The following is a 13,920-nucleotide window of genomic DNA, read 5'->3' as shown; positions in this document are numbered from 1 at the left end:
GGAGAAGACCCATGAACGATATGAGCAACCTGAAGAACCTAGAGGTCGGCTACGACGTCCCCGCCCTGCCCGGCATGGACGAGGCCAATATCCAGACGCCTTGCCTTGTTCTTGATCTGGATGCGTTGGAGCGCAACATCAAAAAGATGGGTGATTTTGCAAAATCGCACGGTATGCGCCACCGCGTGCATGGCAAGATGCATAAATCCGTTGATGTGGCGCTGCTGCAGGAACGCCTCGGCGGGTCTGTCGGCGTATGCTGTCAGAAGGTGTCAGAGGCAGAAGTGTTCGCACGCGGCGGGATCAAGGACGTGCTGGTGTCCAACCAGGTGCGACAACCTGAAAAGATCGACCGCCTTGCACGTATGCCGAAACTAGGTGCGCGCACGATCTGCTGCGTGGATGACATCGACAACGTGGCGGACCTCTCTGCCGCAGCGATGAAGCACGGCACACAGATCGAATGCCTCGTTGAAATCGACGTAGGCGCGGGCCGCTGTGGCGTGCAATACGGCCAGCCTGTTGTTGATCTGGCCAAGGCGATCGACGCGGCACCGGGCCTGAAATACGCAGGCATTCAGGCCTATCAGGGCGCAATGCAGCACCTTGATTCCTACGAGGAGCGTCAGGGCAAAACCCAGATCGCGATTGATCAGGTGCGCGAAACGTTGGAAATGCTGAAGGCCGAAGGCATTGAGAGTGACATCGTCGGCGGCGGCGGCACAGGCTCTTACTACTTCGAGAGCGCCTCTGGTGTGTTCAACGAATTACAATGCGGATCTTACGCTTTCATGGACGCGGACTATGGCCGCATCCTCGACAAGGACGGCAAGCGCATTGACCAGGGCGAATGGGAAAACGCGCTGTTCATCCTGACCTCGGTGATGAGCCACGCGAAAGCCGACAAAGCTATCGTGGATGCGGGCCTGAAGGCGCAGTCGGTGGATAGTGGCTTGCCTACGATCTTTGGCCGCACGGACGTGCAATACGTCAAATGTTCAGACGAACATGGTGTGGTTGCCGATCCTGACGGCGTTTTGAAGGTGAACGACAAGCTCAAGCTGGTGCCGGGCCACTGTGATCCGACCTGCAACGTGCATGACTGGTACGTCGGTGTGCGCAACGGCAAAGTAGAAACGCTGTGGCCTGTGTCCGCACGCGGCAAAGCCTACTAAGCACTCTTCCCTCCCTAACGGTCGCTCATCGCGAAAACAGCTCGGACGAGCTGGATGAGCGGCCGGAAAAGAAAGACCAAGACCATGATTATCGTACCTGAAAAAGAAATCGCGGGGCTGCTGACCCGTGCCGATGCATTTGAGGCTGTCGAAAAAGTCTTTGCCTCGATGTCCAAAGGCAGCGCCTACAACTTTCCCGTGATCCGCGAAGCGATTGGCTATGAAGATGCGCTTTACGGCTTTAAAGGCGGTTTCGATAAAGCAGGCATGGCGCTTGGCCTAAAGGCGGGCGGCTATTGGCCGAACAACCTTGAAAAGCACGGCGAGATCAATCACCAGTCCACCGTCTTTCTGTTTGATCCTGATACCGGCAAGGTAAAGGCGATGGTCGGCGGGAACCTTCTGACTGCGCTCCGCACCGCGGCAGCCTCTTCTGTCTCGATCAAGCATCTGGCCCGCAAGGATGCAAAAGTGATGGGCATGGTCGGTGCGGGGCATCAGGCCACGTTCCAACTGCGCGCGGCACTCGAACAGCGCGATTTTGAGAAAGTCATCGGCTGGAACTACCACCCCGAGATGCTGCCCAATATCGAAAGGGTCGCCAATGAAGCCGGTCTGCCGTTTGAGGCAGTGCCGCTCGAGGGTCTGGCCGAAGCCGATGTGGTGATTTCAATCACTTCGACATTTGCGCCCACAATCATGGCCGATCACATCGCACCCGGCACGCATATCGCCTGCATGGGCACCGACACCAAAGGCAAACAAGAGGTCGAGGCAAGCCTTCTGGCCCGCGCCACCGTCTTTACCGACGAGGTCGCGCAATCCATCAGCATCGGTGAGGCGCAACATGCCATCGCCAGCGGTCTGATCGAACAAAGCGATGTGCATGAACTTGGCGCTGTGATCAACGGCACCCACCCAGGCCGTACGAGCGCAGATGAAATCACGCTGTTCGATGGCACCGGCGTGGGCCTTCAGGATTTGGCCGTTGCATCCTCAATCGTTGACTTGGCGGTTGAAAAAGGCGTTGCAACAATCGTCGATTTCTAAGGCGCGTTTGGCGCCTTTTCTACCGGTCAAAGCTGATCTGAAACACCGCACCCGGCGCATCAAGCAGCCGGATGCTGGCCCCCTGCGCCTCAAGCATCTGTCGCACAATCGGCAGGCCCATGCCCGTGCCGCCTGCGTCCCGCCTTGTGGTAAAGAACGGATCAAAAATACGGTCGCGGTTACCTGGACTGATCCCCGCGCCATCGTCCTGCACTAAAAGATGCGTACCTTGATGGTCAAAGCTGATCGTCTTGGCCCCGTGCGCCAAAGCATTCCCGACCAGATGCGTGGCGACCACATCCATGACGTCCCTTGGCAGGGGCACCAACCCGTCGGTCAACACGACTGCCGGTAAAATGTCTTTGACCACATCGCTCAAAAGACATTCCCCCGGCGCAATCACATCTTGCGCCTGCGCCAGCGCGCGCTGACCATCAAGCAGCGCCTCCATACGCGCGGTATTGTCGCGAATACCACGCAGCAGTTGCGCGCGATCAGCATGGTCCAGATCAGGGTCTTCCAGCAGTTCGGCAGCGCCCTGAATAACCGTCAGCGGGGATTTGAGTTCGTGGGTCACGTGATCCGCATAACTACGCAAAACAGCCTCGCGGCCACGCAACGCCGCGGTCATTTCAAGCACAGCCTCGCCCAGTTGCGAAAACTCCGGCGTGCCGAAATGCGTGGGGGCATCACTGGCACCCTCATTGCGGGCATAGGCCGTCAGGGCGCGCACCGGCTGCAAAACCAACCGCCACAGCAGCACCCCAAGGATCGCCGTCGCAACAAAGGCCATCAAGCCGATCATCCATGAGGTCTCACCCCAGCCAAGAATACCACCCGCAACACGGAAATAGCCGATCCCGATCAGCGGCAGACAGAACACCGCCGCCAACGTCCCCCCCAGCACAAAGGCCAACGGAGGCCGCCATTTGCGGATCACGCGCCGCGGCATGCACCCATCCTGATGCCAACGCCATGCACGGTCTCGATTGCATCAGGGCAACCGGCCTGCCCCAATTTGCTGCGCAGATTACGCAAATGGCTGTCCATCGTCCGATCGCTGACATGCACGTTGGTGCCGTAGATCGCATCGACCAGTTGTGGCCGCGACATCACATGATCAGGACGTGCAATCAAACGTTCCAACAGGTCCATTTCCCGCGCAGTCAGCAGAACCGTATCATCGCCCACATGGCACAAATGCCGCGCGGGATCGACACTCAGGATACCGCGCCGCAAAACGGTTTGCGCGACAACCTCGCCCTGCGTGCGCTTGAGGATCGCGCGTACCCGCGCGACCAGTTCACGGGGCGAAAACGGCTTAGCAACATAATCATCCGCCCCCAGTTCAAGCCCGACAACGCGGTCGATCTCATCTGCATGTGCGGTCAGAAACAGGATCGGCACCTCAGACGTCCTGCGCAACGTGCGGCACACTTCCAGCCCGTCCATCTCAGGCATTCCGATATCAAGTATAATCAGATCGGGGCGCAGGCTCTCGGCCTTTTCAAGCGCTGCCCGACCATCTGGCGCCTCAGCCACGCCAAAGCCCGCTTGGGTCAGGGCAATCCGCACGACATCGCGGATTTGGGTATCATCATCGGCCACAAGGATCATTGCTCTCTCTCCATCACGGCCAAACTACGGTGCAGACGCGCGTTGCGGTAGCCCCATTCGCGCCAATCCTTGCGCTGGGAGAGCTGAACGCGATAGGGATCGCAAATCTCATAACCTACAGCAACTTGGTGGGCGCGGATGGCAGGGGTCGCACCTTCACCTAACCCGCAAAGGTAGTAGTCATTGTCGCGGTCATCAGCCAGGTTGTGGCGCGCGATGTACCCGTCAATATTCACCAGATTGCAAAGGTAAATGGCCAGCAAACCCAAACCAAAAGCCCTTTGCAAGAACCACCCAACCGATTTCCGGCCGACCAGCTGCATCATGATCAAAACCAACCCCAAGGCCACAACGACCATCCAGACGAATGCGGCAAAGCGCAGGCGCGTCAGCCCGTAGACATCCACATAAAGGTCAAGGCGCAGGATGGATGAGATCACCAAGATAACGTTCTGCGCGATCCAAAGATAAAGCAGCCGCCTCACGCCCGAGCCCGTGCCAAGGTATGGCTGTGCCAGCAGCGCAAACACACCGGCGAGCAAGGCTGTTGCGAGTAATGGGTAGGCCCCGCGATGCGCATATTCGGCGTAGGTCATCCCATCTGGCAGCGCCACACCACCCCAAAGGTAGCCAAGGTCGAGCGTCGTCTGCATCAGAAAGATCACGTTGAAGACAACCAGCGCACGGCTGACTGAACGTTCGTTTAGGAAACCTGACCGGAAACCGCGCAGACGGCTGGGTTTAACCTGGGTTAGGGCGGGCATCATCACCGTTAGGCGCAGCAATGGCCAAACCGCGATTGCCATGATGGTCCAGAAAATCACACGTTCTAATCGTGGCAAAAAGTTGGGCTCCAGATGGGCAAATCGCTGCACCCACTGGTCCAGCAGTGGATTAGCCGCAAAGAACAAAATCAGGAAGACGCCGCCAATGGCGACAGGCAAGGCCCAATCGAAGAACAGGCCACGAAAGCTGCCTGTGGATGGGACAGAGACACGCAAGGCGAATGTATCGCGGACCGTTTGCACGATTCCATAGCCCGGAAGCCGCGCAATCGCACGCCAAAGCGGGGCACCGGCCCCCTGCTGCGCGGTAATCATGACGCCGAATGTATAGAGCCCCAGCAAAGCCACCATGAAGGTGCCGAATTGCGCCACTTCGACCAACGGAAGCACCGCGAATAGCAGCACCAGGCTGGCCTTCAAGGCGCGCGCAAAATCCAGCCTGTTTGCCACACTCAACGCAATCGCGCCGCCCATCGCAAAGAACCAAAGCGCCAGGCCCAATCCGGGCCGATACCCCCAAAGCAGCACATCCGTCAGGAACAAGGCCGCAATCAATACGGGGGCCGCCCGCAATCCCTTGGGTGGATCAGCATCATCCAACCACCATGCATCTTTCGCAATCCGATGCGGTACACCGCGCACAACCATATCTGTCCCTTTCTGCTCTTGTTGGGGACATGGCTAAGGGTGCGCCGTGCAAGGGAACGGGGGTAAACGTGCAGGTTTTGTGCAGGGGGACGTCAAGCGCCGAATGTTGTGCATATCGTAACCTTTTGCGGCTAGCACCGTGATCAAGTTTGTTGAAAAGGTTGCTCGCATGCCTGCCAGACATCCGTCTTATCCCTATGTTGAACCAGTTTCAGCCTGCCCGACACCTCTGGAAATTGAAGTGCTTGCTGACGGCTGCGCGCACGAATGGGGCTGTCGACGTGGTATATCGCTGGATGAAATTTGTACGAATGCTGGCGTCGATATCGAATATTCGCACTATCCCAATGAAATCATGTTGGAAATCCCGCTGGAAGCACAGCCCGTTATCTGGTTGCCACGCCCAAGTCGTAAACGTGATGACCGCGTGATTGTCGCAACGGCACTTGGTCACTGGGCATTGCATCTCGAAAAAACGCGGCAAGCGAACCTGGGTTGCGGTATCCAAGCGCTCTATAAGCCAACCTCAAATCAAGCGCGCGAAGAGGCAAGGGCGTTCGGAGCAGCCTTCCTTATGCCCAAAGACACCTTCTTCACTTTCTGGTCTGAGGGCCGGTCTCAGGCCGTTTCCGATCACTTTGATGTACCAACCGAATTTGTGTACTTGCGCGCTGCCAGTCTTGAGCTGCGCGATACCGGCTAGGGTCAGGGCAATCTCACGCCGTCATTGCTGCCGCACGTATCGCACGGATATTCTCACCATAGGGCGCGGGATTACTTACAGACCCACCACGGAACACGGCAGAGCCCGCGACAAGCACGTCGGCACCGGCCGCTGCAACCAAAGGTGCCGTTGTCGGATCAACGCCGCCATCAATCTCGATATGGATCGGGCGGTCACCGATCATGGCACGCAGGTCGCGCACTTTTTCGACCTGAGAATGAATAAACTTCTGCCCGCCAAAACCGGGGTTCACCGTCATCACGCAAACCAGATCAACCATGTCGAGCAGCATCTCGACCGAAGACGCGGGCGTGCCCGGGTTCAGCGCCACGCCGGCCTTTGCCCCTGCGCCACGGATAGCCTGCAAGGTACGGTGAATATGCGGGCCAGCCTCGACATGGGCGGTGATCACATCGGCGCCGGCATTGGCAAATGCTTCGATGTAGGGATCAACCGGCGCAATCATCAAATGCACGTCCATGACACCTTTGATGTGTGGACGGATCGCCGCACAGGTTGCAGGGCCGAAAGTGATGTTGGGCACAAAATGCCCGTCCATGACATCCACATGCACCCAATCGGCACCCTGCGCTTCAATTGCCTCACACTCCGCGCCAAAATTGGCGAAATCAGCCGAGAGAATGGACGGGGCGATCTTGATTGTGCGGTCAAAGCTCATGGGGCACCTTGTTTGGTTGGGTTGGCCACGCCATAGCGTGGCAATGACGGTTTGTCACGCCAATCACGTGCGATTCGCTCTGGCTTTTGCAGGCATGGAAGGGCCACGACACAGCGACTGTGGGAAACTCCCGGAATCCCTTGATTATTTCGCCTAAAACCACGCGTCTTTTCATGCGGCACCGCAGCAATGACTGTGCTAATTTGATTTCATGACCCAAACACTCCTTCATGCTGACGTCCTCGCCACCGGCACGCAAATCCGCCTGACACGGGCGACGTTGGCGCCGACACGCCCCAGAACACTGCATAATCACGACTTTTATGAACTGTTCTGGGTGCAAAACGGCATGGTCCGCCATCATCTCGCCGGTGGCGCCGAAACGCTTGGCGAAGGTGACCTTGTCTTTATTCGACCGGGACAGCCCCACGCACTGCAAGGGCGCGGCGAACATGCGCTTGTGGTGTCGCTCAGCATCCATCCCGATACCATCAAGGCGCTGGTTGCGCGGCACCCCAGCGTCGATGGACATTTGTTCTGGGCCCCCCAAGGCCCTGTGCAAACGCACCGTGATATCCGGCAACTGGCGGCACTCAACCATGCCGCCGTGCAGTTGGAAAATAGCCCTTGCGACACGCTCGCGGCCGAAGCGTTCTTGCTGCCGCTCTGTGCCGATCTGACCGCAAACATCTTTGACACGCAGATCCCCGACTGGCTGGCAACCGCATGCAACGCCGCCAAATCGCCAGAGGTCTTTCGCGACGGATCCGCGGGATTGGTCGCGATTACAGGCAAAGCACACCCGCATGTCAGCCGCATGATGCGCAAATATCTGGGGCAGACACCGTCCGACTACATCAATCGTATCCGCATGGAACATGCCGCCCGCGCCCTGACCACCGACAGCGAAGCGATCAGCGACATCGCTGCGGATTGCGGCATCCCCAACATGTCGCATTTTCACAAACTGTTCCGCGCAGCCTACGGGCTGACCCCTTTGCAGTATCGGCAAAAATACCAAAAACAGGTCGTACAACCGGCCTAGGCCGCCGCGACGTCAGGTCAGACAACATAATATTTGACCAAGCGGTCAAACCTTGCCAAGACAGTGCCAAAGTGCCACCTTCACGAGGCACCGCAGGAGGCCACCTTGCAAACCACCCACTCCCCCACGCTTGCGACATCGCAACTGCCGCAAGTCCATGAACCCCGCAACGACGGCATGCCGCTTGATCTCGATTGGGTCATGGCGGTGCAGGCCAATACTTCGGCTATCGAACGGCGCGCGGCAACGCTGCCAGGGCGGCGCAGCGTCAAAAAGGATTATCAGGCGGCGTGGCTGTGCAAAGCGATCAGCCTGATGGACCTGACCACACTGTCCGGCGATGACAGCGAAGGCCGCGTGCGTCGCCTGTGCGCCAAAGCCCGCCAGCCTGTTGCGCAACCCATCCTTGAGGCCTTGGGCATGGAAGGTCTGACCACAGGTGCGGTTTGCGTCTACCACGATATGGTCGCAACGGCAGTCGATGCGTTGCAAGGCACGAATATTCCAGTCGCGGCGGTCTCGACCGGCTTTCCGGCCGGCCTATCGCCCTTCCATTTGCGCATTGCCGAGATCGGCGAAAGCGTTGCCGCGGGCGCGCAGGAAATCGACATCGTGATCAGCCGCCGCCATGTGCTGACAGGCAACTGGCAAGCGCTTTATGATGAAATGAAGGAAATGCGCGCTGCCTGTGGCGACGCGCATGTCAAAGCGATCTTGGCCACAGGCGAACTTGGCACCCTGCGCAACGTCGCCCGTGCCAGCCTTGTATGCATGATGGCGGGCGCCGATTTCATCAAGACATCGACCGGCAAAGAGCCGGTGAATGCCACTCTCCCTGTTACACTTACCATGATCCGCGCGATCCGCGATTATCAGGATCGTACCGGCATCAAAGTCGGCTATAAACCTGCCGGCGGGATCAGTAAGGCCAAGGATGCCCTTGTCTATCTGAGCATGATCAAGGACGAACTGGGTGACCGCTGGCTGCAACCCGACCTTTTCCGCTTTGGCGCCTCAAGCCTTCTGGGCGACATCGAACGGCAACTCGAACATCACGTCACCGGCGCCTATTCCGCCCAGTGGCGGCACGCGATTGGATAGGCCATGACCATCAAGGAAATCTTCGACACTATGGATTACGGCCCCGCCCCAGAAAGCAGCGCAGAGGCGCTGAAATGGCTGGCCGATCGTGGCGGCATCGCAGGCCATTATATCAACGGCAAATGGGGGCCGTTGCGCGATGATTTCGCATCCTACAATCCGGCAACAGGTGAAAAGCTGGCAGGTGTGACCAAAGGCACCGCCGCGGAAATCGAGACCGCCGTCGCTGCGGCCCGGAAAGCGCAGCCAGCGTGGGCCAAGTCCGGCCACAAACGCGCCCGTGTCCTTTATGCCATCGCGCGGCTTATGCAAAAACATGCCCGCCTGCTGGCGGTCATGGAAACGCTCGACAATGGCAAACCCATCCGCGAAAGCCGCGACATCGACGTGCCGCTGGCCATCCGGCATTTCTATCATCATGCGGGTTTTGCCCAATTGATGAAATCCGAACTTCCCAACCAAGAGGCCTTGGGCGTTTGTGGCCAGATCATTCCGTGGAACTTTCCGTTGCTCATGCTGGCATGGAAAATCGCGCCCGCATTGGCGATGGGCAACACGGTCGTGTTGAAACCCGCCGAATACACCCCCCTCACTGCGATGGTTTTCGCCGACATTTGCACGCAAGCAGGTGTGCCGCCGGGTGTCGTGAACATCGTCACCGGTGACGGCGAAACCGGGGCGGCGCTGGTCGCCGCCGAGGTCGATAAAATCGCTTTCACCGGATCAACCGAAGTCGGCCGCAAAATTCGCGAGGCGACCGCCGGATCAGGCAAGGCGCTCAGCCTCGAACTGGGTGGCAAATCCCCTTACATCGTATTTGAGGATGCCGACATTGACTCAGCTGTTGAGGGCCTCGTCGATGCGATCTGGTTCAATCAGGGCCAAGTGTGCTGCGCAGGTTCGCGGCTTCTGGTGCAAGAGGGCATTGCGGAGCGCTTCTACACAAAACTCAAGGCCCGCATGGACGGGCTGCGCATAGGCGATCCACTGGACAAGTGCATCGACGTGGGCGCAATCGTGGACCCTGGGCAACTCGACCAGATCACAAAAATGGTCAGCGCCAATACAGAAGGTGAAACCTATCAGGTCAAAGCACCCGAAGGCTGCTTTTATCCGCCAACGCTGATCACCGGCCTGTCGCCAGCTTCAACGCTGATGCAGGAAGAAATCTTTGGCCCTGTTTTGGCCGCGACAACCTTCCGCACCCCGTCCGAAGCAGTCGAGATCGCCAATAACACGCGCTACGGTCTGGCCGCGTCAGTCTGGTCTGAAAACATCAACCTTGCCCTTGATATCGCGCCCAAACTGGCCGCAGGGATCGTCTGGGTCAACGGCACTAATATGATGGACGCCGCTGCCGGTTTCGGTGGTGTGCGCGAAAGCGGCTTCGGGCGCGAAGGCGGATGGGAGGGGCTGGCCGGTTATACCAAACCTTCAGGCACGGCCAAAGCACTGAAGCAGATCGCAGCCTTCACAACCGAAGACGGCCACCCCGCCGATCCGCTTGATCGCACGGCCAAGCTTTATATCGGCGGCAAACAGGCGCGGCCCGATGGCGGCTATTCTACCCCCGTTTATAGCCCCCGTGGTAAATTGCTCGGCCATGCATCGCTGGCCAATCGCAAGGATATCCGCAACGCGGTTGAGGCCTGCAACGCCGCCAAAGGCTGGTCCAAGACTTCAGGGCACCTGCGCGCGCAGATCCTCTATTATGTCGCCGAAAACCTCTCGGCCCGTGCAGAGGAGTTCGCCACGCGGATCAACCAGATGACAGGCGGGCGTGGCGGCGCGGAAGAAGTCGAAGGTGCGATCCGCACGCTCTTTACCTATGCCGCGTGGGCCGACAAGTATGACGGCCAGGTGCATGGGGTCCCGATCCGCGGCGTCGCTCTGGCGATGAAAGAACCGGTTGGCAACATCGGGGTCCTCTGCGACGACGCAGCACCGCTTGGCGGGTTAATCAGCGCGATGGCGCCTGCGATCGCGATGGGCAACCGCGTGATCATGGCGGCAAGCGAACCTTACCCACTGGCCGCGACAGACTTCTATCAGGTGCTGGAAACCTCTGATGTCCCTGCAGGCGTGGTCAATATTCTCACCGGAAGCCACGCCGAACTTGCCCCGACACTGGCCAAACATCTGGACATTGACGCGGTCTGGTCATTCTCAAGCAGCGACCTGAGCGCTGTGATCGAGCAGGCCAGCGCAGGCAACCTCAAACGCACATGGGTGAACTACGGCAAGGCGCTAACGCCATCGGCCCGCGACTATCTTGCCGCCAGCACCGAGGTGAAGAACATCTGGATCCCTTACGGGGAATAGAGACTTCGGCCATTATTGGCCCGAAAATATCCTGGGGGAGACGCGGTACGCGGCGGGGGCAAAGCCCCCTACAACGTCTACTTCACAGGGCGATTTTTGTTCTTGTCGCGCCAGCTATCCAGCCATTTGGTGAAACGTCCGCGACGCTGAGCAACCTCGGCCTGCACCTCATCGAACTGGTGTTCCGCTGCATCCAGCAACGGATCAACCGAACGTTCTCGGAACTGTCGCCACATGGCGCGGATGAACAAGAGGGCGGCCATCAATGCGATAAAGAAGAAGATGTTGAACCACGGAATGATCGTGACATTCGGATTGCCGATGGGCCGGATCGCCACGGCATTGGGAAAGGCCGAAAAATACTCGTTGCGCCAGCCATAGTGGGTCATCACGGCCCATTGCGGGTTTTGCGCCGTCGAGCTGAGATCATCTGCCTCGGTTTGCAGGTTCGCCGTGTCGAATTTGAAATAGAACGGCCAGCCCCAGCCGGTATCCTCGTTGCGATACACCATCACCTCGGTGGTCTCGCGCTGAACGAACCCCAGCAGCCATGTGCGCATTTTCACAGTCTGGATAAACTGCACATCACGGTTGATCAGTGTTGCCGACTGGTCATCCGGCCTTGCCCAGAAAATGCGGGTCCAGTCGTTCAGATCCTGTCGTTCCTGATACGTGTTCACGATACGCACAACATCATGCTGCGGCAGCGCGTAATGCAACAAGCCAGCGATCAGCAAAAAGACGATAACCCGGAAAGTGATCTTTATCTTGCGCATAACACGTCCTTCAGTTGGCGTTTATCATATAAACGATCGCCCCGATTGCGAGCGTTGGAACCACATAGACAAGCCCAATCAGCTTGGGCCGGATAGACGCATCATAGGCTTTTAGCCCCGCGGTAACAAAAGCATCGCGGGCCTCACGATCTCCATCAGGATTCTCGGCATCGAATTCATCCTCAAGTCGCTCTTTACGAACCGAGCGTGAGTAGAGCGAGACTGAGAAATAGATCACCGTCAGCCCAATGAAACCGAAAACGACCAGTTTAATGAATCCCATTACCCTCTCCCTCGCGTGATCGCGCCCCACGGACCGACCCGCGCCATCAAATCAGACCGCGAAACATGCGGCAACTCAGGCGCCGGATCGACATGGCCGTACAGTGCTGCGCGCGCGCCCGCCTTATCGACTTGGTATTCATGGTCAAGAAAATCAACGACATAGGCCTGCTTTTCCTCGGGCCAGCGGGCATAGGCGTCATAGAACGCCTCTTTATGGCAAATAAACAACTGACGGATATCCAGCGGCGTGAGCTCGGCCAAGAGCCTGTTCACCAGATCTGCATCGACGTGCGACTTGGCACGCAGCGTGTAGAAATAGGCTGGATGGTCAGAAGTGATCGTCGGCCACGGCCCGTCTTCTTCGGCCCAGCGCAAAAGTGCCGCAAGCCCCTGCCATTCCGGCGGCAGTTGCGCGGCATAGTGCCGGCCCAAACGGCGCAGGTCTTGGCGCGTGGCCCCTGTCAGGTCTTCTTTCATTTGAGCCGCTACAGAGGCCACGATGAAATCCATTTTCTGATGCAGGATCGCGGCCGCATCAATGCCGCGTGCTTTGATGATTGGCTCGACCAGATCGTTAAGCGACAGAAACTTGGCAATGGCAGAGCGATCCCGAAGATCGAAGGTGTAGGGGATCGGCAGATCGCCCACCGCGTCTTTTGGGCCGGCCACGATCGCCGCAGGATGCTCTACATCGCGAAAGATATAAATCCCGCCAAAATGCGCCGTCCAGAAATTCTCTTGCCCGAACGACATCTTGCGCAGCGACACAGGGTTGCGCAACACGTCGCCGGTTTTCTTTGCCATGCCGATCATGTCGGCGATAAGCACGTCATCATACCAGCCATCAGGTGCGGTCTTGAAACGGTCAATCATCGCGCCAAGCTTGGCAGCGGCCGCGACGGTGCCGCTGGTGGTGTCGGCCTCAATTGTGATTTTGCGGATATCAAAAAGCTTGGCAGGCGTATCCGCCATATAGACCGAATTCACCAATTCCCCTGCCACCGCGTCACGTGCCGTCAGCGCAAATAGCTCGGCGCGGTTTTCTTCGATGAACTGCCGCAAGATACCGCGTGAGGTCGAGAGTTTCGCATTCAAGAGCGGTGCTGTCGCCTGTTCAGTCGTCAGCAAAATGAACTGGCGATTGACACCTTTGTGGTTGAGGTAAAGGTCATCGCCAAACTCATCACCAATCTCTGGCGAGTATCCGGAAATATCAATATGAAACACGTTTTGTTCTGTTTCGCGGCCTGTCAGATGCTTCAGCGCACGATTGTAGCGTTCGACTAGTACGGGTGAGTCGACGCGGATCAGGTTGCCGAACATCAGGCCCTTTTCGATCAGAAGCTCCATGCTACCACGTCTCCTTGACCCATTTGCGCGGCAGGCCCGCGACCGACAAAATCATGATCGGCGCCCAAATGATCGCAGCCATCAGGCCCAGCCGGCCAAAGAACCCAACGCTCGCCCAAAGCCCTGCATCTGCAAGCTGTGCCAATGGCACCCCCTGCCAAAGATAGAGCAGCGCAAAGACTGCCGCAGACAGCGCAAAAAGCACCAATGTTGAAAGCAAGGCATTCATCATCAGGGGCACGACACCTTCGGGCAACACGAACGCGAGCAAACGCGGCACTGCGAATGCGGCCCCCGCAATCACCACAACCGGCAGGAAGAGCCCCTCTGACAGAAGTTCAGCCATATTTCCCCACCGCAGTC

Annotated in this window: 14 protein-coding genes; 6 read left to right on the top strand and 8 right to left on the bottom strand. The window is 58.1% G+C overall.

Annotated features, from left to right (window positions below; all coding sequences use genetic code 11):
- The first annotated feature begins 11 nt into the window (after positions 1 to 11).
- Entirely contained in the window at positions 12 to 1,175 is a 1,164-nt protein-coding gene (gene bhcC, locus B0B09_RS15925) for a 3-hydroxy-D-aspartate aldolase BhcC (protein WP_076660906.1), read from the top strand.
- Positions 1,176 to 1,259: 84 nt separating this feature from the next.
- Complete coding sequence (gene bhcD / locus B0B09_RS15920; protein ID WP_076660905.1) at positions 1,260 to 2,225, top strand: iminosuccinate reductase BhcD; 966 nt, start codon at positions 1,260 to 1,262, stop codon at positions 2,223 to 2,225.
- A 19-nt stretch (positions 2,226 to 2,244) separates the two neighbouring features.
- Here bhcD and B0B09_RS15915 read toward each other — a convergent pair whose 3' ends face one another.
- The 3 genes from B0B09_RS15915 to B0B09_RS15905 are packed head-to-tail and all read right to left on the bottom strand — an operon-like array spanning position 2,245 to position 5,275.
- Complete coding sequence (locus tag B0B09_RS15915) at positions 2,245 to 3,177, bottom strand: ATP-binding protein (protein WP_076660904.1); 933 nt, start codon at positions 3,175 to 3,177, stop codon at positions 2,245 to 2,247.
- On the bottom strand, positions 3,162 to 3,842 hold the full coding sequence (locus tag B0B09_RS15910; protein WP_076660903.1) for a response regulator transcription factor: 681 nt from the start codon (positions 3,840 to 3,842) through the stop codon (positions 3,162 to 3,164). Before B0B09_RS15910 ends, B0B09_RS15915 begins: the two co-directional genes overlap by 16 nt.
- Complete coding sequence (locus B0B09_RS15905) at positions 3,839 to 5,275, bottom strand: DUF4153 domain-containing protein (RefSeq protein ID WP_076660902.1); 1,437 nt, start codon at positions 5,273 to 5,275, stop codon at positions 3,839 to 3,841. Before B0B09_RS15905 ends, B0B09_RS15910 begins: the two co-directional genes overlap by 4 nt.
- Positions 5,276 to 5,414: 139 nt before the next feature.
- On the opposite strand from B0B09_RS15905, the gene B0B09_RS15900 reads away from it, so the two are divergent.
- A complete protein-coding gene (locus tag B0B09_RS15900) occupies positions 5,415 to 5,978 on the top strand; it encodes an ImmA/IrrE family metallo-endopeptidase (RefSeq protein WP_131825040.1) in 564 nt (187 codons plus the stop codon).
- A gap of 13 nt (positions 5,979 to 5,991) precedes the next feature.
- Here the strand turns inward: B0B09_RS15900 and rpe are convergent, their stop codons facing one another.
- Positions 5,992 to 6,678: a ribulose-phosphate 3-epimerase gene (gene rpe / locus B0B09_RS15895; protein WP_055295892.1), complete on the bottom strand. Its 687-nt coding sequence runs from the start codon at positions 6,676 to 6,678 to the stop codon at positions 5,992 to 5,994.
- 211 nt (positions 6,679 to 6,889) lie between these two features.
- Between rpe and B0B09_RS15890 the strand changes: the two genes are divergently transcribed.
- From B0B09_RS15890 to B0B09_RS15880, 3 genes are all read left to right on the top strand, one after another.
- Positions 6,890 to 7,723, top strand: a complete 834-nt coding sequence (locus tag B0B09_RS15890) for a helix-turn-helix transcriptional regulator (RefSeq protein WP_076660900.1) — start codon at positions 6,890 to 6,892, stop codon at positions 7,721 to 7,723.
- Positions 7,724 to 7,900: 177 nt separating this feature from the next.
- On the top strand, positions 7,901 to 8,824 hold the full coding sequence (gene deoC / locus B0B09_RS15885) for a deoxyribose-phosphate aldolase (RefSeq protein ID WP_242654480.1): 924 nt from the start codon (positions 7,901 to 7,903) through the stop codon (positions 8,822 to 8,824).
- 3 nt (positions 8,825 to 8,827) lie between these two features.
- Positions 8,828 to 11,146 (top strand): aldehyde dehydrogenase family protein, encoded by a 2,319-nt coding sequence (locus B0B09_RS15880; protein WP_076660899.1) that lies wholly within the window; start codon positions 8,828 to 8,830, stop codon positions 11,144 to 11,146.
- A 77-nt stretch (positions 11,147 to 11,223) separates the two neighbouring features.
- On the opposite strand, the gene B0B09_RS15875 is transcribed toward B0B09_RS15880, so the two are convergent.
- From B0B09_RS15875 to B0B09_RS15860, 4 genes are read right to left on the bottom strand one after another with little or no spacing between them, the layout of a single operon-like run.
- Positions 11,224 to 11,922, bottom strand: a complete 699-nt coding sequence (locus B0B09_RS15875; RefSeq protein WP_076660898.1) for a DUF1523 family protein — start codon at positions 11,920 to 11,922, stop codon at positions 11,224 to 11,226.
- Between the two features lie 10 nt (positions 11,923 to 11,932).
- Positions 11,933 to 12,205, bottom strand: a complete 273-nt coding sequence (locus tag B0B09_RS15870; RefSeq protein ID WP_055295888.1) for a hypothetical protein — start codon at positions 12,203 to 12,205, stop codon at positions 11,933 to 11,935.
- Positions 12,205 to 13,557 (bottom strand): DUF6638 family protein, encoded by a 1,353-nt coding sequence (locus B0B09_RS15865; protein WP_076660897.1) that lies wholly within the window; start codon positions 13,555 to 13,557, stop codon positions 12,205 to 12,207. The genes B0B09_RS15870 and B0B09_RS15865 overlap by 1 nt, the downstream gene beginning before the upstream one ends.
- 1 nt (position 13,558) lies before the next feature.
- Positions 13,559 to 13,903: a hypothetical protein gene (locus B0B09_RS15860; RefSeq protein WP_076660896.1), complete on the bottom strand. Its 345-nt coding sequence runs from the start codon at positions 13,901 to 13,903 to the stop codon at positions 13,559 to 13,561.
- Positions 13,904 to 13,920: the final 17 nt, after the last annotated feature.

The organism is Yoonia rosea (assembly GCF_900156505.1).
Lineage (GTDB): Bacteria > Pseudomonadota > Alphaproteobacteria > Rhodobacterales > Rhodobacteraceae > Yoonia > Yoonia rosea.
This window is presented reverse-complemented; position numbering and strand designations above follow the sequence as displayed.